The 19,667-nt window shown below is 36.8% G+C and carries 17 protein-coding genes; 13 read left to right on the top strand and 4 right to left on the bottom strand.

All coding sequences use genetic code 11. The annotated features are described in order from the left end of the window. Nucleotides 1-167: 167 nt before the first annotated feature. Together WC747_00550 and gatB are read left to right on the top strand one after the other, a co-directional pair. Nucleotides 168-1,703 carry an Rne/Rng family ribonuclease gene (locus tag WC747_00550; protein ID MFA5998496.1) on the top strand — a complete coding sequence of 512 codons (1,536 nt, stop codon included), beginning with the start codon at nt 168-170 and terminating at the stop codon, nt 1,701-1,703. Between the two features lie 36 nt (nt 1,704-1,739). Then, on the top strand, nt 1,740-3,212 hold the full coding sequence (gatB, locus tag WC747_00555; protein ID MFA5998497.1) for an Asp-tRNA(Asn)/Glu-tRNA(Gln) amidotransferase subunit GatB: 1,473 nt from the start codon (nt 1,740-1,742) through the stop codon (nt 3,210-3,212). Nucleotides 3,213-3,301: 89 nt separating this feature from the next. On the opposite strand, the gene WC747_00560 is transcribed toward gatB, so the two are convergent. Beyond that, complete coding sequence (locus WC747_00560; GenBank protein ID MFA5998498.1) at nt 3,302-3,718, bottom strand: hypothetical protein; 417 nt, start codon at nt 3,716-3,718, stop codon at nt 3,302-3,304. A gap of 16 nt (nt 3,719-3,734) precedes the next feature. Further along, nucleotides 3,735-4,304, bottom strand: coding sequence for a hypothetical protein (locus WC747_00565; GenBank protein ID MFA5998499.1), 570 nt, complete (start codon nt 4,302-4,304; stop codon nt 3,735-3,737). 1 nt (nt 4,305) lies between these two features. On the opposite strand from WC747_00565, the gene WC747_00570 reads away from it, so the two are divergent. Beyond that, on the top strand, nt 4,306-4,623 hold the full coding sequence (locus WC747_00570; protein MFA5998500.1) for a hypothetical protein: 318 nt from the start codon (nt 4,306-4,308) through the stop codon (nt 4,621-4,623). A 102-nt stretch (nt 4,624-4,725) separates the two neighbouring features. On the opposite strand, the gene WC747_00575 is transcribed toward WC747_00570, so the two are convergent. After that, nucleotides 4,726-5,496: a hypothetical protein gene (locus WC747_00575; GenBank protein MFA5998501.1), complete on the bottom strand. Its 771-nt coding sequence runs from the start codon at nt 5,494-5,496 to the stop codon at nt 4,726-4,728. A gap of 101 nt (nt 5,497-5,597) precedes the next feature. On the opposite strand from WC747_00575, the gene WC747_00580 reads away from it, so the two are divergent. From WC747_00580 to WC747_00625, 10 genes are all read left to right on the top strand, one after another. After that, entirely contained in the window at nt 5,598-6,296 is a 699-nt protein-coding gene (locus WC747_00580) for a hypothetical protein (GenBank protein MFA5998502.1), read from the top strand. Nucleotides 6,297-6,407: 111 nt separating this feature from the next. Beyond that, on the top strand, nt 6,408-6,728 hold the full coding sequence (gene secG, locus WC747_00585) for a preprotein translocase subunit SecG (GenBank protein ID MFA5998503.1): 321 nt from the start codon (nt 6,408-6,410) through the stop codon (nt 6,726-6,728). Nucleotides 6,729-6,788: 60 nt separating this feature from the next. Then, nucleotides 6,789-7,571: an ABC transporter permease gene (locus tag WC747_00590; protein MFA5998504.1), complete on the top strand. Its 783-nt coding sequence runs from the start codon at nt 6,789-6,791 to the stop codon at nt 7,569-7,571. 3 nt (nt 7,572-7,574) lie between these two features. Next, nucleotides 7,575-8,351 carry an ATP-binding cassette domain-containing protein gene (locus WC747_00595; GenBank protein MFA5998505.1) on the top strand — a complete coding sequence of 259 codons (777 nt, stop codon included), beginning with the start codon at nt 7,575-7,577 and terminating at the stop codon, nt 8,349-8,351. Between the two features lie 21 nt (nt 8,352-8,372). Then, complete coding sequence (locus tag WC747_00600; protein ID MFA5998506.1) at nt 8,373-9,359, top strand: MoxR family ATPase; 987 nt, start codon at nt 8,373-8,375, stop codon at nt 9,357-9,359. A 68-nt stretch (nt 9,360-9,427) separates the two neighbouring features. After that, on the top strand, nt 9,428-10,651 hold the full coding sequence (locus WC747_00605) for a hypothetical protein (GenBank protein MFA5998507.1): 1,224 nt from the start codon (nt 9,428-9,430) through the stop codon (nt 10,649-10,651). A 3-nt stretch (nt 10,652-10,654) separates the two neighbouring features. Beyond that, nucleotides 10,655-13,387, top strand: coding sequence for a secretin N-terminal domain-containing protein (locus WC747_00610; protein MFA5998508.1), 2,733 nt, complete (start codon nt 10,655-10,657; stop codon nt 13,385-13,387). Beyond that, entirely contained in the window at nt 13,388-15,166 is a 1,779-nt protein-coding gene (pilM, locus tag WC747_00615; GenBank protein ID MFA5998509.1) for a pilus assembly protein PilM, read from the top strand. Continuing rightward, nucleotides 15,163-15,729, top strand: a complete 567-nt coding sequence (locus tag WC747_00620) for a hypothetical protein (protein MFA5998510.1) — start codon at nt 15,163-15,165, stop codon at nt 15,727-15,729. The genes pilM and WC747_00620 overlap by 4 nt, the downstream gene beginning before the upstream one ends. A gap of 5 nt (nt 15,730-15,734) precedes the next feature. Further along, complete coding sequence (locus WC747_00625; GenBank protein MFA5998511.1) at nt 15,735-18,335, top strand: secretin N-terminal domain-containing protein; 2,601 nt, start codon at nt 15,735-15,737, stop codon at nt 18,333-18,335. A 78-nt stretch (nt 18,336-18,413) separates the two neighbouring features. Here WC747_00625 and WC747_00630 read toward each other — a convergent pair whose 3' ends face one another. Further along, entirely contained in the window at nt 18,414-19,652 is a 1,239-nt protein-coding gene (locus WC747_00630) for a hypothetical protein (protein ID MFA5998512.1), read from the bottom strand. Nucleotides 19,653-19,667 lie beyond the last annotated feature (15 nt).

The raw sequence follows: 19,667 nt of genomic DNA on the forward strand, positions 1-19,667 counted from the left end.
TCATCGATCTGTTTGTATTTTTGTTACATTTGGCTCGGGCAAGGACTTGGCAGTAGAAACTTACCCCTTTAAAACTTTGTTGCCCTGAAGAATGGTGTATACTAAAAAAATGGAGGAAAAGTTTTTTAACTTAAAAAAAGATTTGGTCATTAAATAAATTTGGTCGTATGAAAAAAATAATAATAAATCAAAGTCCATGGGAAACCAGAATCGCAATCGTTCGCGATAACAAGCTTGAAAATCTATTTTTCGGCAAAAGCACCAACACGGAGCTTGAACGATCTTTTTTTAAAGGTAGAGTCTCAAAAATTTTACCAGGAATTCAAACAGCCTTTGTTGATATTGGCGAAGAGCGAGCTGGCTTTTTACACATATCAGAAATTGATCATGATCTTGCTCTCAACCGGATCATGGGAACTGATCAAATTGATGAAATCAAAGACAGCGAAAAAGACACTGATGATGAGGTTGTTAAGCCTCGCATGTCTTCTGAAAAAATGGATATTTCCAAAATTTTGCATGAAGGCGAAGATCTTTTGGTGCAGGTAAGTAAAGAACCTGTTGACGAAAAGGGTGCAAAGTTAAAAACCTGTTTTACATTACCAGGTCGCTTTATTGTTCTTACTCCCAATATTCCGCGCATTGGGGTTTCAAAAAAAATTGAAGATCGAGCAGAACGAGTTCGTTTAAAAGAAATTATTTCAAAGCATTTGCCATCAGGAATGGGCGCTGTGATTCGTACTTCGGCAGAAGGAAAAAGTGAAGGTGAAATTCAAAAAGATCTTTCATTTTTAACTTCCGATTGGGACAGTGTTTTAGCGTTGTATGCAAAAGCTGAGTCGAAGACAAAAATTTATGAAGATGTTGACGTTTCTTTGCAAGTCGTTAGAGATCATTTGGATGGCGACATAGAAGAAATCATTACCGACAATAAAGAAAATCACGCAGAGATATACAAATATTTAAGCAAGGTAGCTCCTGAATTTAAATACAAAGTAAAACTTTATGAAGCTGTCGGAAATTTATTTGATAGATATGACATTGATCGACAAATTGAGCGCGCTCTTGAGAAAAAAGTTTCGTTAAAATCGGGCGGTTCAATTATTATTGAAACAACAGAAGCTTTAACGGTTATTGACGTTAACACGGGACGATTTGTTGGTAAGGGTAACTTAGAAGATACGATTTCAAAAACTAATTTAGAAGCTGCTCGCGAAGTAGTTTTGCAATTAAAATTACGCAACATTGGTGGACTCATAGTTATTGATTTTATTGATATGGTTAATACCAAAAATAAATTAAAATTGGTTTCTTATTTTGAGCAAACGCTTAAAGAGCTTGATAAGTTTCAAGCGGTCGTTTTACAAGTTTCTGAATTTGGCATTGTGCAGATGACGCGTAAGCGCTCAGGTAAAACACTCATGCGTCAGCTAACTGACGTTTGTTATTGCTGCTCAGGGCTTGGCCGGTTGCCATCTGTGCGTGCAGAGAGCTATGAAATTCTTAGAAAATTAAAAGTTGAAATTCAAACAAAGTTTGCTAAAAAAAATCTACTTTTTGAAATAAATGGTGCGGTGTTTGATTTTATATCGAGCATTGAATTCAATTCGATTTTACAGCTTGAGAAGGACTTTAGCTGCAATATCACTTTGCTCAGCAATGATCAGATAAAGCGTCATGATTTTACAATAAAAGAAAAATAAAATTCTAGATATATACAAAATCTCAGAGGAAAAAACATGGAAAAGTCTTCCGTTGAAAAATCTTTTGCGCTTGAAAGATATCCTGATTATAGAATGGATATTGGGATAGAGGTTCATGTTCAATTAAATACACAAAGTAAAATATTTTGTTCTTGTTCTAATGCTTTAACCGATGAACAAAATAAGAATATTTGCCAGATTTGTGCTGGGTATCCAGGAGTTTTGCCGGTACTTAATCATCAAGTTGTGCAGTTTGCTGTGATGGCCGGGCTTGGAACATATTGTGAAATTTCTTCTGTTTCACAGTTTGATCGTAAACATTATTTTTATCCTGATCTTCCTAAGAATTATCAAATCACTCAAAACAACTTACCAATATGCAAAAATGGCTATGTCATGATTCGTTTGGAAGATGGAACTGAGAAAAAAATTCGCATTAATCGAATTCACATCGAAGAAGATGCTGGAAAAAACTCGCATTCTGATTTGACTGGTGAAAGCTATGTTGATTTAAACAGAACCGGAACTCCGCTTATCGAAATTGTATCCGAACCAGACATTGAAAATGCTCAAGAAGCAAAAGCGTATCTGAAAGCATTGCGTTTGATTATGCAATATTTGGGCGTAAGCACTTGCAACATGGAAGAAGGATCGTTTAGAGCTGATACCAATCTGTCAGTTCGCAAAAAAACATCTCAGATATTGGGTACTCGTTGTGAATTGAAAAACATTAACTCCTTTAAATTTATTTCCGACGCCATTGAATATGAAACAGAGCGTCAAATTGAATCGCTTGAATCTGGCGGAAAAATAAGACAAGAAACAAGATTGTGGGATTCAAAGAACCGCAAATCAATGCCGATGAGATCAAAAGAAGAATCTGCAGATTACCGATTTTGTCCAGATCCTGATTTGTCATTGGTGCAAGTTTCTACTGACGCTTTAGCAGCGATACAAAAAGATTTTCCAGAATTGCCTTATGAAAAATATCATCGCTACATGAAAGAGTGGAATCTTTCTGCGTACGAAGCAGATGTCATTACTTCTGATGTAGAGTTCACGAAATATTTTGAAGCTGTAATGAAAATCTATCCGAAAAAAACAGCGGTTCATTGGTTCTTGCGTGATGTGATCGGTTTGGTTAATGAGCAAAAAATAGAGTTGTCAGCATGCCCTGTGACTCCTGAAAAACTGGCAAAAATTGTTGAGATGCTTGATGGAAGTATCATTAATAATACAGCTGCAAAAGAAGTCTTTGAACTTATTGCTGCGCAGGGTGGAGAGCCTGAAGCAATCGTTGAGCAAAAAGGCTTGAAACAAATCGGATCACAAGATGAGCTAGAAAAAATAGTTGTAACTATTTTACAAGAAAATCCAGCGCTTATTGAGCAGTACAAAGCTGGCAAACAAAACGTTTTTGGATTTTTTGTTGGAGCTTGTATGAAAGCTACCGGCGGAAAAGGTAATCCTAAAATGCTACAAGATTTGCTAAAAAAACATTTACAGTAAACGCAAATATTCGAATTTTAAAAGGCGCCTTTAACCAGGCGCCTTTTTATACTTGTGCCTCGGCGTAGCTGAAAGCGAAGCCGGGTTATTTATTTATCCTTCTTTTCTTCAATAGGCGAATTAATATTAGAAGAAATAATATCAAAAGAAGAACATGTTGATAAAGATCTTGAATGTTGCTCTGCAGCATTAGATAAACTGTTAGTAGGAGCAGAAGATTCTGAAGTCTCAAGAAGATCGGTGAATTTAATGTTACTATACTCAGGAAGAGGGAGTTGATTTGTAGAGAGCGCTGTTCGGGGTTGCATTTCTTCTTCAAACGCTTGAAATGGATCTTTAGCTGTAATTAGTACTTGCTGATTAATGTTTTGTTGTGTTGATGGTTTTTTACATTTAGAAATTAACCAACCAAAGCATCCAGCAAGGCAAGAACAATCGAAGGATGTTTGTATCTGTTGCGTAGTGAAAAAAGTTGCTAAAATGCATAAAATCAAATTCTTTTTCATGAGTACCTCTTTACTTCTAAGCTACTTGCGCTGTAGGTTTTGCTGCCGTTGTTGTTTTGATGGCCTTTGCAGAAGCTTTTCCAGTTTTTGATTTTTTATTTGTTTTTGTAATTTTAGTTTTATTAGCAGCTGAAGATTTAATCTTTTTTGTATTTACCATTGAAGCGGCTAAGTTTTCGATAGTTGAAGGGTTTGGTGACGTAGGTTTCGCTAGTTTATCGTCAGTTTTAGTTGAGGCAGTAGCAGCATTTTTTTCTTTGTATGCTTTTATTTCAGCCTTAGTTGCAATTTTAGGGGCCCCTTTTTTTATGGTGACTGAAATTTTATCACTATCAAGCCCTGTCCATACCTTAGCAAGTTTGAGTGGTTTGTTATTTATACCTAACTCAGAAACTCCTATGAATGATGCGCTGACTGCTGCTGAAGATGTTGGTATGATCAGTTTTGGACGAAAGCTTAACGTGCTCTTTGCCGCGATTGATGCTGTAAGCCCAGAAGCTGTAATAGTTTTTATTTTTGTCGGTTCATCTGATGTTGAATATTTAATAGTTACGCTTGTAAGAGTGGTAGTATTTGAAGGATGCATATTGTTAACTTTTATTGCTGTTGGAATAATAAGTGTATATTTACCAGGGGTTGCTGCAACCAGTGGTGTTGGTTTTGCCACAACAGGCATAACAACAGGTTTTACAACAACGGGCTTTATCACAACAGGCCTTGGAGCAACAGGTTTCGGCATAACTGGTTTCGGTGCAACTACTGGTCTTACAACAACTGCTGGTTTTACAATAGGCTTTATCGCAACTGGTGGTTTTACAGCAGCTACAACAGGCGTTACAGTTTTTTTTGCTGCGGGAACAGCTGGTGTTAGCGTGGAAAAAGAAAAAAGTGTTATCATTGCGTAAAGCAGAAATGATTTTTTCACAAAGGTCTCCTTGATTCATTTTTTATGAAATATTTTGGACCTTATATGTATACATTGACGAATTTTTAAAGTGAAGCTTTTTTTACAGGAAGCAATTGAGATGTTTCTTTAAAAGAGTGCAGAGAGTCGTTGTTATATGTTGGTACTGTTGCTCTGGATTGTTGTAAAATTTTAATAATTCTGAATGTAGTTTTTTATCATTTTTTGATAAAAATAACATTTGTTCAATGGAGATTTTATCTTTAAATAAAAAATATATTTTTTCTTCGATGTCTGTTTTGTGCATATCGATACAGAGATTACTAATTGAATGTAGGCTGCTATTGATTAATTCAAAGGTAAATGATTCCAGTTCCTGAAATGAATGTCCTGTTTCTGCCTGGATAGCTTTAAAAAAATCATCTTCATCAAACGATATATTCTTTATTTCACACTGTTGTTTCATAGTGTTTTTTATGGCCATGGCGCAGAGCATGTAGCGGCTCATGCTTTGTGAAAAGAGAAAATAATTAAGGGTTTGGTTAATTTGTCGATATTTCGAAATGGTATCGATTAAGTAATTGCAGGCGAAGCATGATGTGGCAAGAAATGTAAGAGGATAGTCGGCGATCATATTTGCGATGCTTTCTTTCTTAACATAAAGTGCTATGGCAACAATGGTAGGAATCATGATGAGTCTGCTTTTTGAGAGCCATTGTTGTATTTGTAAATCATTTACAACAGGCGAAAAGTTATAAACATACGGCACAATCAAGTCCGTCGTGATTTCTTTACGGTGTGGCATGTTTTGCGGCAAGTTTGCACTAAAAGTGAACAATAAAAAAACATACAAAGCTTGGTTTTTTTGAAGCATTTAGAATTCCTTTTACATTGCATGCTTTAAAAGTTTACATTGGCTGATGTGGTGAGGTAGTCAAATTATAAAAACATTTCTTTAAACAAGATGGTATACATATGGGTCTTGATTCAAGAAAATGCATTAAATATATGATTCTTGTTTTTCTGAGTGCGTTTAGCTCAATGCAATCTAATTTTTCAGACGACGAGCAAATATCGTATCTAGTATTAAAAGAAGACATGTGCGATATATCGCGTAGGCTTCAAAAAGTTATTGAAAAAATTGAGGCATCGGATGACTTAGAAGAAGAAAAATTGTTGCAAGAAGAAGAAAAATTGTTGCAAGAATTGTGGGCTATTTTAGGACGAGTTTATAGAAAAATTATTGAAACTACGGCTTTGTACTGTAGCGGATATTATCCGGATTCTTACAGCGTGTACGATCAAATTTTAGTTGAAATAGGTAGAGATGCCATACATTTAGGAAAAATAGTTGCATGGCATATTCCCAAGCTTGTAAGTAACCCACACATTCCTTTACGAGTTAAAATTAAAAAATGTGCTTACATTACAAGTGCTTTAGTTATAGTTGTTTTATGGATGAAAGAGTTGTACAAACACAACAAAGAAAAACAAAAACGAGGAGTGCGGCAACCACGGTTTGATCGAGAGCATAACTTTTATGGATCTGACGTGCCTGGCCGTAGCTCGAATGGCGAAGCCGGGTATGGGTCGGATTATTTCGGAGAGAGATATGTTAGTAACAATGATGAAAAGATAGAAGGAAGGACGCGACCTAGGCTGCGAGATTTTTAAGATTTTACTATTGATGGTGGTTGTCGATTGACTCATGTCTTTCAAACTTGTCTTACGTAAGATCCCTGGTATAATTTTGATAATTGTTTTTTATCAAGTTGGAGATTATCAATGTTTCTTTTATCATTGCTTACATCGTTGTATGGTTTTTTATGTTTCTTAATTATTATCACAGTTCTTTATCAACGCGGAAAAGGAAATATGGGTCTTGGTAATGCTGGCGGAGGCAACCAAGCTTTATTTGGAAGTTCTGGCGGACAAGACATTTTTCAAAAAGCTACGTGGTTTTTTTGCTTCTTGTTGCTTGCTGGGTCTTTAGTTCTATCGATTGTTAAAGGTAAAAATAGTCTTTCAAGCTCTCGCTTTAGCTCATCATCAAGATCTCAACAATCGATGCCAGATGATCAATATCCTATGTCTGACGAAATTTAAGTCGTACATAAAAACACTTTGCTTTATAGCAAGTGCTGCGATAACTAGAAAAGGGAGTATGTGATTATACAATTTGTTAATGCAGTTGGTGAGACAACTCTTAGAGCATGTAACAGGGTTGGAGAGTATGGCGAGTTTGTAGCCAAAACAATTTTGAACATGTTCACGAAACGTATAAAAGTTCATAAGCTTTTTGTTCAAATGGAAAGCATCGGTGTTGATTCTTTTTTAATTAGTGTTTTGACAGGGATCTTTGCAGGTGCTGTTATGACACTGCAAGCTTATTACGGATTTTCTAAATTCGGATCAGAAAACATGATTGGTCCTGTCGTTGCTTTGTCACTTACTCGTGAGCTGGCGCCGGTTCTTACAGGCCTCATGGTTGCAGGTCGTTGTGGATCTGGAATTGCGGCAGAGATTGGGACCATGCGCATTACCGAGCAAATTGATGCTCTTGAAACTTTATGCATCAACGTTTTCCAATATCTTATGGTGCCACGCGTTTTAGCGGGCATTATTATTTTGCCATTTTTAACCATGTTTGCGATGTTTTTTGGGATTGTGGGTGGTTACGTTGTCTACGTGTATGTTTACAATTTAAATCCAGTTGATTTCATTGAAGGTATTAAAAAAATGCTTGAGCTGTCTGACATTAGAGGCGGCTTGATTAAATCAAGTTTTTTTGGATTTATTTTAACAACAATTGGTTCTTTCTTTGGGTATCAGACTCGAGGTGGTGCTAAAGGAGTTGGAACGTCAACAACTCAATCTGTAGTTGTTTCTTCAATTATGATACTGGTCTCAAATTATTTCCTGTCTACAATGATATTTGAAAAGATCTAACGTATGGATAAAATTAAAATTGTTAATCTTAAAAAACGTTTTGATGAAGGTCGTTGGATCTCTGATGAATTAAATTTAGATATTCCTACGGGTAAAACGATGTGCATTGTTGGGCAATCAGGCGAAGGAAAATCCGTTCTGCTCAAACAAGTTATAGGATTAATTCAGCCAGACAGCGGATCGATTTTGGTTGATGGAGTCGACATTGTGCCACTCAAGGGAGTGGCTCGAGAAGAAAATTTTAAAAAATTTGGATACGTGTTTCAGTTTGCAGCGCTTTTAGATTCATTATCGGTTTTTGAAAATGTCGGAATCGTTGATTTAGAAAATGGTGTCGATCCTGACGATGTACGCAAACGCGTAGCAGAAAAACTTTCTTTGGTAAATCTCAAAGAAGATACAATTGATAAATATCCATCAGAGCTTTCTGGTGGTATGAAAAAACGAGTAGGTCTCGCTCGGACCTTAATGGGAAATCCAGAAATTATTTTATACGATGAACCGACCACCGGACTTGATCCAATCACTTCTGGCGTTGTGCATGAGTTAATTGCAGATATGCAAAAAAAATTACCTATCACTTCTGTTGTGATATCGCATGATGTTGAAATTTTTAAGTATGTAGACAAAGTAGCTCTTTTGTATCAGGGAAAAATTGTAAGCGTAACAGATGCTGCTACGATTTGGGAATCGCAAGATCCATTTATTTATCAATTTATAAGAGGATTGACCGAAGGTCCGATCCACCAAGAAATTCCTGATGATAAAAATAAAATGTAAAAACACGGAGATTTTGAACTTATGGAACAACATAATTCGTTAAAACTTGTTGAAAGCATTCAGCAAATTAATCCAAAATTTGAAGCATTAAAATACGAAATTTCAAAAGTTATTGTTGGCCAAGAATCAATTGTCATGATGAGTTGCATTGGGCTTTTGACTAATGGACACATTTTGCTCGAAGGGGTTCCTGGGGTAGCAAAAACAACTTTAATTAAAACAATGGCGCAAGCTCTTGGTCTTTCGTTTAGCCGAGTTCAATTCACACCAGACTTACTGCCGGCAGATATTGTTGGAACTTTGGTGTACAATCCAAAAACTTTATCATTTGATACAAAAAAAGGTCCTATATTTGCCAACTTAGTTTTGGCAGATGAAATTAATCGCTCTCCGGCAAAAGTGCAATCTGCGCTCCTTGAGGCGATGCAAGAGCGACAAATTACGATTGGATCAACAACGTACAAGCTTGATGATCCATTTTTAGTTTTTGCGACACAAAATCCTATTGAAAATGAAGGAACGTATCAATTGCCTGAAGCTCAGGTAGATCGTTTTATGTTTAAATTATCTGTTGGTTATCCAACCATGGATCAAGAGCGAGAAATTTTACGTCGCAATAATAATTCTGCTCGTGTGTTTCCAGTACTTACTCATGAAGACTTAGCGCAAGCTCGGGTGATAGTTTCGCAAGTTTACTTAGATGATCGATTGATCCAATATATTTTGGATATTGTTTTTGCGACACGTGAACCATTAAAGTTTGGACTCGGTCAATTAACCTCTATGATTTCATGTGGCGCTTCTCCTCGAGCATCGATTGCTATTTCTCAGGCTTGTCGTGCGCTTGCGTTTTTACAAGGTCGACACTATGTCATTCCTGATGATGTAAAATATGTCGCAAGCTCTGTACTTCGTCATAGAATTATGTTGACGTACCAAGCTGCCGCAGAAGACATAAATGTTGATAAAATAGTGAAAGCTATTTTAGATTCTGTCATAGTCCCGTAAAGATTGCTTGACAATTGAGGTTTGCGACAGGTATTTTGTTGTGAATCTTTCGAAAGGAAAAAATATTAATGAGACAACCGTTGTGGGCTATAAACAGTTCATTACTTTTTTTGTTTTTATTGGGCCAGGCTGTGTTCTTTATGATCAAAGCTCCCATGCCTCGTCGTAGTTCTTTAGAGCCTGACGCAATAAAAACTTTAGAAAAAAAATCTACGGCTGTCGTTGTTGATATACAAACGATCTACGGCATCAATGATTTATTTGGGACCTATGTCCAAATGGCTCCAGCGATGGCAAAAATTGTAGAGCAACCAGTTCCTGAAATTCCTGATGCGCCAGGAGCAATTCCTTTAAGTATTCCGACTGAAGCTCCAAAAGTTTTCATAGCTCCTCTGCCAGTTGTGCTCAAGGGCGTTATGTACTTGCATGATCGACCAGCGCAAAGTATCGCTATAATTCAGTTTCAAGATTCTAAAGAAGAAATAAACTATCGCGTTGGACAATTAATTAATGATGCTCAAATTCTTAAGATTTTTACTAATCGTATCATCGTTGTGCGTTCAAACGGACAGCAAGAGACTCTTTATTTACGAGAAAATGACGCAGGCCGTGATCTCGGTCTTGAAACCGCAAAAGCATTGTCAACGATGGTAATTAATCAGAAGGATGGCGTCTATCAAATCCCAGTCGATACATTTGTTGCGCAAGTAAAAACTTTAGGACAATTTATAGATCTTCTTGATTTAACAACAGTGTATCAAAAAGGTAAAAGCATTGGATGTCGTGTTGGCAAAGCTGATAAAGATTCGTTGGGATCAAAATTAGGTTTTTCTTACGATGATATTATTGAACAGGTTGATGGTCTGCCGGTAACAGATGTTACAAGCCGTGTTCTCGTATTCGATCACATTCTTGAGAAAAAAATTGATGATGTTATTAAAGTTCGCGTGCAGCGTGGCGGAAATCCTATTCAATTGCATTACGGTTTAGTAAAAAGTCGTGAAGGACAAGTTTCTGACATGGCTAAAAGTAGCGCAAAAACTACAACTAAAACAACTGCGCAAGCAGCTCAGGGTCAATATGCTGAGTATAATTTTGAAGAGCTGCAGAAAAAAATGTTTGAACAAAAAATAAAAATGGCACCGACAGCTCATCAAATTGAAATGGAAGAACGTAGAAAGATGTTTGAAGCTCGCCGAAACACCATGTTATCAAATCATCACAACACATCTTTATCAGGACCTCATAAGTTTGATGTAGCTGATTTTAATCAAGTTGGGGCGAAAAAATAAAATATGAAAAATATAAAAATAGTATTTTTAAGTATCACTTTGATGGGCACACATTGTTTGCACCCAGGATTTTTTTTACCTGGTGATAAATCGACAGCAGACACTACCCCAAAACCATCACGTAACAATATATTTTCAAGCGTGAAAAACAGCCCTGAATCAACGTCAAAATTAAACAAACCAGCAACTCCAGTCATGGATTTTTCTATGCCGGATCCTGCGCCTGTTGCTACGGCTAAAGTTACTCGTGATGTTTCACCAGAACCAGCATTTAAAAAAGTCCTTGAAGAAAAAATTGATAAGCCTGCGGAAGTTGCAAAGCAAGCTCCGATTAAAAAAATCGATGATGCATCTATTAAAAAGCTTATCGAAGAAAAAATTGAACATAAAGAGTCAGGAGTTTTGTATCAAAACAAATATGATGTTGAGGACGGCGCGACGATAGCATTCAACTTTGAAGAAGCAAGTTTGGCTAACTTAGTTTCTTATATTGAATCTGTTCACAATATTAAATTTATTCATGATGAAATTATTACTCCTGCGGCTAAAGACGCTAAGGGTTATTCTGGCCATAAAATTACCTTTCGAACCAATAAAAATTTAACCAGAAAAGAAAGCTGGGATTTATTTTTAACGTTCTTGCATATCGCAGGGCTCGACGTTGTTCCTCTTGTCCAAGATGGTTTTTATAAAATTGTACCTTTGGCCAGAGTAAATAGTGAAACAATCCCAACGTTTATCGGCGTCGATGTAAATATTTTGCCCGATACCGATATGATTGTTCGATTTGTTTATTTTGCTAAAAACATTGAACCAAAAAATATTATACCAGTTTTAAGACCTATGCAGGGTGGATCAGCAAAGCTTGATACTTTTGCGGGGCTTAAAGCTCTTATTTTTACCGATCGCGCTTGTGCGATTAAATCGCTTATGCAGATTGTTACAGAGCTAGATCGATCAGTGCTGCCTGAAGTTTTATCTGTTGTGAAGTTAAAGCGAACAACTGCTAGCGATGTTAAAACGCTTTATAATTCTTTAACAAAGCCTGCAGCATCTGCAGGACCGCAACCAGCGCAAGTATGGACTCCTGGAAAAAAAGAAACCTTTCTGGAATATTTTCCTCAAGGAGTTGTGCTTGTTGCAGATGATCGGACAAACTCACTGATTCTTTTAGGCAGTGCCAAAGAAGTAAAGCGCGTAGAAGATTTTGTAGTCAACCATGTCGACATTGCTCTTGATCGTGGAGTTCCTCCAATCTTTACGTATCGACTGCAATATACGGTTGCAACAGATGTTGCCGCGCTACTAAATAAAGTTGTTTTGTATGGTTCAGGAACGATGGCTGGCAAATATGGTGGTGTACTTGATGGCGTTAAATATTTCCAAAAAATGACCATAGCTGCTGACACTCATTCAAATTCACTCATTATTAATGCAACGCCAGAAGATTTTGAAGCTCTTAGACCTTTAATTGAAGAGCTTGATGTGGCGCAAAAGCAAATTGGCTTGGAAGTTTTAATTGTGCAAGTCAAAGACATTGATACTAAAACATTGGGCGCGCAAATCAGTGGCCCAAATGGTGCTGGAACTCTAGCCGCTGGTGCAAGTAAACTTGGACCTACATTCATGCAAAACGTAACAGCTCAAACCTCAGGTGTTCCAACAGGAACGCCAATTGTTACAACTGTCGGAAATCCTCCTATTACCGAAGATTTTTCAATCAAATCAAGCTTGGCGCTGCTTCTTGGAAGTCCTGTACTCAATGAAGCAGGAAGTATTTTAGTTACGTTTGGCAGACCGATATGGGCTATTTTCAAAGTGCTAAAAACGCTTGTATCATCTCACATCGTTGCTAATCCATTTGTTGTTGTTTCTAATAACACGTTGGCTGAAATTAAAAGTGGCGAGGAGCGTCGACAAGTTTCTGGCAGAGTTGTTTCAACCGGATCTTTGACAACAACAGGATTTACTAACATTGAAGCAACGCTTGATGTACAAATTAAGCCGCAAATCAACAAAGGAAATATTATAAATTTGCAGATTATGGTTAGAAATAGCAGATTTACGCAAGCTGCAAATCCTGCAGACAGCGGTGGCGATCTTTCACCTCGCGATGAAAAGACGGTACAAACTACAGCATCTGTGGCCAATGGTGAAACTTTGGTACTTGGTGGAATCATGACTGAAACATATTCTTCAGCATCAAATGGTGTTCCATTTTTAGAAAACATTCCAGTTTTTGGTTGGTTTTTTAAATCAAAGACCCGAACAATAACGCGGGATCATTTCTTGATTTTTATATCGCCACGAATAATAGATCCTACCAATGACTCGACAGACATTGATGATTACACTGACTATAAGTTGAGAGAAGCTCAGAAAAATATAGATTTAATTGATGAGACAGATTGGTTTACTAATAAAAAAGATCCGATTCAACGAGCATTTTTTGGAACAGACGGGTCAAGGGTTTTACAAGAATTACGTACAGGTGATACTTTTGAAAAAAGAAGAGAAATTGATGGAAGAATTAATCAACCATTGAATGCTCCAGAGCAGCAAAAGTCGAGCAAAAAGAAAAGGTCAGAAAAAAATCAAAAGAAAAAATCAAAAAAACAGCAACGCGAGCAAGAGTCTGGCATAAGCTTTGATATTGAGCAAAGTCAGCCTGAAAATATATCATCAACTATGAAAAATTCGATTCAAGGTAGCATGCAGCAAGGGAAGGGGCGGTAAATGTTGAGTGATATTTTAGTACCTCAAAAAATTGGTAATTATTATTTATTTCAAAAGCGAGTTTTAAGCTTTGACGTTACGCCAATGCTCGTTCAAGGACTACTCTTGGATTACACTGGTAAAACGGTTCAAATTAAAAATAAAATTACGATAGCTCTCAAAGATTTTTCTGCGCAAGCGCAAATAAGTGCTATAAAAAAAATTGCTTCAACCATTGGTGCTTATGATGAAGTGGTTACCTCTCTTTCAAGCTCTTTAGTAGTTTTTAAAGAAATTCAATTGCCCTTTTTAGGCCGCGATAAACTTGAAATGATTGTTACGTATGAAGTCGAAGCTTTGTTACCATTTTCAGTTGATGAAGCTGTGATTGATTTCATAGTTACATCAGAGGATTTGGATAAAAAAATATCGACAGTACTTGTGGCTGCAGTTCGAAAAGAAGATATTGATACTCAGTATGCTCTTTTTGAAAAAGCAGAACTTGCACTTTCTGTCATTACGGTCGATATTTTTGCTCTTTATACTTTATATTTCCATGGTATGTACGAACCACACAAAGCAGGTCATGCAATATTACTGCAGCAACAACCAGAGCAATTACTGCTTACAACATCGAGCTCTCGTTTTTCTACTTTTAAAAAGTATTTAGATAAAATTCAAAATCTTTTTGGACGTAAAAAAGTTTTAATTCCGCAGCCGGAAACATTTGCTCCTGTTGAAATAACACACAAGCAAGTAGAACTTTTGGTGGATATTGGATTTGACGTTGTCAGAGTACTTTACATGCAAGATGGAGTGCTGCGTGCAGTTAGAACGATTCCGTTTGGTATATCTGACATTGCTCAAACAATGAGCATGCAAACAGGAACTGCTTATTATGATATGGCTCATGATCTCATATCAGCTCAAGAACTGCAGGTTTCGGAAGATATCGTTGCTGCAGAATTAAAAAAAATATTTGAAGAAGTTTCAAAAACATTACTTTTCTTTGAAAAGCAAGAGGGCCTTGTGTACGTAAAACCCCAAAAAATCTGGTTTTCTGGCTGGGGATGCAATCTTTCAAAATTTACACAGGAAGCCCAACTGTTTTTTGGCAGTCATGCTCGTTTGGTTGATATAGAAAAAATTCTCAATCAACTATCTATAAAAGTTGTATCTAAAGAAAAATTAAAAATTGACAGCATGCTCAGTCTTGCCCTTGGTGTTTTTACGCATTTTGACGATAACATTAATTTTTTAAAAACTTTTGCTAAAAAAAGTGATAATAACTTACTCAACAAACAATTACTTACGCTCCTTTCTGTGACTATTTTGTGTTTGGGCGGTGCTTTCTGGAGTAGTTTTTCTGTACTGCAAAAATGGGAATCATCATATAATTCATCGAGAAAAGAACTTATTAAGACAGTTGGACAACGTATGAATATTGATTTGAAAAATGAAAAAAGTATTAAAACTATCGTAGAAAAAGCTCAAGCAGCTTTTAAACGGGAAAAAGATTTATGGTTTTTATTTTCAAAGCAAACGGAACAATCCCTTTTAAAGTATTTACAAGATTTAAGCGTTAACATTGATCGCGATGCCATAGGTCTTGATCTGCGTTTTATGCACCTTGATTATGAAAAAGCTACCTTAACTGGGACTCTTAAAAACTTGGAAGCTATAGAAGTTTTTGAAGAAGAGTTGATGGGCTTGAAATTTTTCACATTAGTTGAAATACCGCGCGAAGTTGAATTTTCTGTACAGCTTAAAGTTAAAGATAATCAGAAAGGATCGTCATGATGCTATTTGATTCAATTCGTGATTTTGCTGCAAATTTTGATCGTAAAGAATTGCGCTTGTGGGGCAGTGTTTACGTAGGCATTTGTGGATTTATAGTGATAGGGATTATAATTTGGCATATTTTTGCTTTGAAAGATATTAAAAGTAAAATAGTCACATTAAATAAATCACGCGCAACGGTTCAAGAAATTTTGACACAGTATCAAGCTGTTGAGCAGCAAAAAAACAAGGTAGCTGAGATTTTAAAAGCAAATAAAAGCTTTACCATTCAAAAGTTTTTTCAAGATATGCAGGCTAAGTATTCAGCGGCACATCAAGCAACTTCAGGCTATACATTTCGAAAGCTTCCTAATGGATATACCGAGGAAAACTTGGCTTTAAGTTTTTCAAATATTGATACTCGGCAACTGTGTGAAATTTTACAATACATTGAAGAACAACAGTTGGTGTATGTAACTTTGGATGGAATTGATATTTCCAAAACAAGTCACGCAAAAAAAATTAATGTGAAAATGTCGATAGCTACACTCAGGGCAGAAGCTACACTTAGAGCAGAGGAATAGGGAATATGACAGGACATAAGCAAATACTGGTTGGATTTTTTTTCATGGTCAGCGCTGTTGCCCATGGCATGCTTCTTGACTCGGATGTTGACTCAGCTGCTTTGGAAAAAAAAATTAGAAGCGTAGAAAAAAAACGTTCGGTTGCTGGTACTTCGAGTGAGTTGGTTGAATTTTCATATCAACAAAAAAACTTAAAAGATCTTTTAAATGAGTTCGCTCAAAAATTAAACATTAATATTTTATATCCAGAAACTGAAGTAATCACAACAACGGTAACTTTTGATGCTGGACGAAAAGTAACCATGACAGAAGCTTGGGACTTTGTGACTATGATTTGTGAACAAGCTGGATGTACACTTGTGCTTCGTGGCAACGGAATTTATACGTTAATTAGTAATATGAAATCTTTTGCAGAGCCGCTACCTTTGTATATTGGAATTGATTATATGCAACTTCCTGACACGTCGGAGCGCATTCGATTTATTTATTATTTTAATAATATTCAGGTGAAAAAACAGCAGACAGAGTTGCTGGCTATTTTAAATAATATTCTTCCTGTTCTTCCTACGCCAGATGCAAATAAGCAACTAGTATTAGACCAAAATACAAACTCAATGATTTTAACCACCAAGTCAGAGATGGTTAAATCTGTCATGCAGTTGGTTACGATACTTGATGAATCTGGATTTCGAGAAGCTGTTGAAGTTTTAAAAATTGAACATGCAAAATCTGATGAAGTAGTTGCTGTTTTGAAAAATGTCATTGGGGGCGGTGATGCTACCAAAAAACCAGACATGAGTTTAAGCGGCACACCTCGTGCTCGTTATTTTTCTGAATATGTAAAAGTTGAAAACCTTGATCCAAAAGAAGCAAGAAGAAAATTAAACTTCATTGTGATTATGGGAAAAATGGAAGATGTTGAAGAGATTAAAAAATTCATTAAAAAATATTTAGATTTGCCGTTAGAAAGTGGCAAATCTTTTTTTCATGTTGTTGACTTGCAATGGTTAAATGCAGCCAAGTTTCAGACTGTTTTAAGTGCTTTTGTTAAAGGTGATACTAGTGGTACGGGTCAATCTACAAGCTCTGCCGTATCGGATTTAGGATTTGAGCCTCATATTAAAATTGAAGCTGAAAATATTTCCGGTGGAACCCCTCAAGGATCTACTCTGGCTACAGCTACTAATAGTGGCGGCCCTAGTCCAATTGCAACAACAGCTATACAGCAAGGTGGTAATAGACTCGTTATTGCTTGTTCAAGCAGAGACTGGGAGCGTATTGAATCGCTCATTAAGCAACTTGATATACCTCAAAAGCAAGTGATTATTGAAGCGATTGTCATGGATTTAGATTTATTATTTACTCGTAAGCTCGGAGCGCAGTTAAGAACGCGCGGACTTGATCCTGCTATTTTTCCAAAATATATGCAGGCGCAGGCTGGGTTGCTCATCAATAATATTGTTGGTAATGACTTTCCTGGGACGAGTAGCACTTCTTATAATTTACTCGGAGATTTGTCTGATATTTTAAATCCTGCAGGTATTGCTGGTACTGGTGGATTAGATGTTTTAGCAACTCCTAGCGTGCTGCCTTCCGGAGCAGTGGCTGGAGATTCTTTAAATGCTCCTAAAGCATTTAATGGGAGTACTATGTTTATGATTAATGGTGGAAAAGAACGGACTAATGGTGTTTGGGCCTTTTTCCAGCTTCTTTCATCGCACGGTTCGTCAAAAGTTTTTACGCGTCCGGTAATTATGGCTTTAAATAATCAGCCAGCGTCTGTTTTAAGTAGCATTACAAAAAACTTACCAGATACTGTTTCAAACGGTACAAGCCCAACAGTGAACTATAAGCAAATGGTAGCTCCTGTAAGTATTAATTTTACACCACTCATTAGTGATAACGATTCGGTTAGCCTGCAAATACAAACAAGCTTGGTAACCTGGCTAGCTCCTGACAATACAACAGAAGGTACGAGATCGAAACGTATTTTAAATACAACCGTTTCTATGAAAAGTGGTGATGTATTGATCTTGGGTGGGCTTATCAAAGAAGACATAGATGTGACAAAACGATCAGTGCCGTTTTTTGAAAACATTCCTGTGATTGGTAACTTATTTACCAGCCGAAGTAAGACAGGGCATGCAACGCAAATGTATATTTTGATTCGTCCTACGGTAGTTATTCCAAGAACGCAAGGTGGCGCTGGTCCGATTACAAGATCTGCAGGAAATTTTATGGTTGATCAGATTGCTGATAGTGAAGAAGCATTTGGAAGTTTAAAAGATCCTATAACTCGTTGGTTCTTTAATAGCGACAAAGCTCAATCAGCATCTGAATTATTAGAAGAAAAATTAGAAGAACTTCCTACGTTTGATTTAGGGCAAAGTAACTTTGATGCTCCAATAAAAAACACAACTGCTCGAAAACCAGAAAGATTTGGTGGCGATATGAAAGTTGGTTGGTTTAGTGATGCATCTTCAAACAGTAAATTTGCAAGCAGAGCAGCAGTTGACGGACGCATTGATTCACTGACAAACTTCCTAAGAGATCTTGAAAATCCATTTGAAGCTGGCTTGCAAGCTCAGGAGCGACTACAAGTTTAAATCAATAAAATAGCGTGTATAAAAAAGCCTTGAGAAATTTCCCAAGGCTTTTTTATTGTGAAAATAATTAAAAATTTTTTAATGCAGCAAAATACATTTTTGTGTCATTAAATATCGTTCAATCTCAAGCAGTCTGTTGTATTTAGTCATGTGTTCACTACCATAAGGAGCACCAGCTTTTAAAAAAGCGGCCCCTGTTCCTACAGCAAGATCACTGACAAAGCTATCGTTGGTACCCATGCTGTCACCGGCTATGATGTGAACGCGGTTATTGTTTCTGCATGCATCAATGGCAGCAATAGTACGGCTGATTGTTCCAAGGTATTCAGGTTTTATAATGACCATGTTCGAAATTCTTTGCAGAATTCCCCATCTGATTTTCATAGGGTTTGAGCTAAAAATTTTATCACCGGCAATTTTCATAGTTGGCGATAATTCTCTGGTAAGCAGTTTCCAACCTGCATGATCAGTTTCCGCCATTGGATCTTGTAGGTACGTGATAGAAGGATGTTTGTTGATTAGTGCAGAGTACGTATCAACAAGAGCTTGAGAAGATAGCGCTTCTTTGTTCCAGGAATAGATTTTTGTGCCGTCGTCATAAAAGTCTTGTGCTGCGATATGAAGACCAAATTCGTAGGTGTGATCTGGAATAGTTTGCGTGATACTTTCAAGGAGCGTAAATATTTCATCGATATTAGTAAAATGCGGCGAGAATGAACCGTACGGGCCGGTTGTTGTTGCGTGATGTTTTACCTGTAAAATTTTTTTAGTGTGGTGATGCAGTAAAATTGCTGCATGAAGATTGTTTTCATAAGAGCTCTGATGCGGTATGACCAAAACTTCTTTTATTTCTGGAATGCTTTGGTCTGTGCGACATTGAAAAATAGAAGTGAGAGGCTTAGGAATAAATATTTTTTCTGTTCCTGAAATTGTTTGTAAAAATTGAAATAAATGCAAGCCTTCTGCCGCTGCTTGAGCTTTAAAAAGAGACATGCTCACCACAAGCGTCGTGTTGCTGCCAACAAGTGCGCTATCAAGATCCATGAGCATGCTATCCATAGCAAGTGCATTAATTGGTTGATTGATAAACGCTGGAGCAATGACGTCATTGATGAAATTGATAGATTGATGCATGCGCTCTTGAACGATTCGGTTGTTCGTGTCGTAGACGTAAGTGGCAGCGCCTAAAGGTTGATCAAACCCAGAAGGAATAGAGCTTTTTACGGTCTGTGCATTTTCAAGCTCGATAGAACATTGAATTGTAGGTAATCCTTGAGCGTTAAAAATTTCTTCAGCAAAAATTCTTATTATGATCATGTTCCTTCTCCTTTA

The organism is Candidatus Babeliales bacterium (assembly GCA_041660205.1).
In the GTDB taxonomy this organism is placed as follows: Bacteria; Babelota; Babeliae; order Babelales; family Chromulinivoraceae; genus JACPFN01.